General features: G+C 73.6%; 1 protein-coding gene. It reads right to left on the bottom strand.

Annotated elements, in window-relative coordinates:
• Window positions 1-1092, bottom strand: a 1092-nt coding sequence (locus AB0E98_RS33930) for a phosphatase PAP2 family protein (protein ID WP_361710363.1), incomplete at both ends; no start/stop codon positions are given.

Genomic DNA, 1092 nt, shown 5'->3' with positions numbered 1-1092 from the left:
GGAGGCGGTCCGTCGTCCACCGGAAGCCGACCGTGTACGTCCGGGTGTACGCGCCGTTGGCCGAGGTCACCGTGATCGTGCGGGTCGTCAGCCGGGAGCGGGACGACGAGAGCGTGTCACTGCCGTCGGTGACCTTCACCCGCGCGCCCGGCCCGGCCGCCTCGGCGCCGACGGACGGGATCCTCCCGTGCCGCGGCCAGTCCACGACGTACGTGCTCACGTCCGGGTCGAACCCCTCCAGCGGGACCCCGCCCACGGTGATCGCGGAGGCGTCGGCCCGGCTCGCCCTCGTGGCGTCCGGGACGTCGGTCACGGTGACCGACCCGTCGGCGTTCACCCGCACGTCGGCCGCCATCGCCGCCGCGAGGTTGATCCGCTGCCAGCCCGGCCCGCCGGACGCGGTGAGGTCGAGCGGGTACCCGGAGTCCGTCGCGGTCTGCTCCAGGACCTGGGCGCGCTGCTCGGCGGTGAGGTCCGGGAAGGCCGTGATCAGCAGCGCCGCCGCGTCGGCCGGCACGTCGAGGGCCTGTCCGCCCGCGCCGGTCCGGGAGAACCCGTAGGTCAGACGCCGCGTGTACAGGTCCACGTCCTGCGCGGTGCTCAGCCCGGCGTAGGGATCGCCCGCGCAGGCGGTGAGCGTGTCGCCGTAGCCCTCCTCCTCGCACCGCGCGAGCAGCACGCTCTCGATCTCGGTGTGCGCCTGCCGCAGCAGTTCCGCGAACGCGGGGTCGGCCCAGCGGTGCGCCACCGTCGCCTGCGCGGTGATCCGGCCGCCCATGACGTCGAGCGGGTAGTGGAACCCGAGGACGATCCGGTTGTCCCCGTACTCCGAGGTGCGGGCGAGGATCGACGGTGCCAGGTCGGGCAGCAGCGTGGCGAGGATCGTCCCGGCCTCGTAGCCGCCGTAGGTGTGGCCGCTCGGGTAGGAGCCCTGCCCGGCGAGGCCGCTGTACGAGCTGTCCTGCGACTCGTAGACCGCGCCGCCGTCCCCGGCGAAGCCGAGTCGCACGTACGGGCGCAGGTACTGGTAGTGGTTCTTCGCCGCGTCGTGGGTGTCGAGGTTCTCGGTGACGCGGGAGAACAGGGCCTTGG

The organism is Streptomyces sp. NPDC037389 (assembly GCF_040636475.1).
GTDB lineage: Bacteria > Actinomycetota > Actinomycetes > Streptomycetales > Streptomycetaceae > Streptomyces > Streptomyces hesseae.
This window is presented reverse-complemented; position numbering and strand designations above follow the sequence as displayed.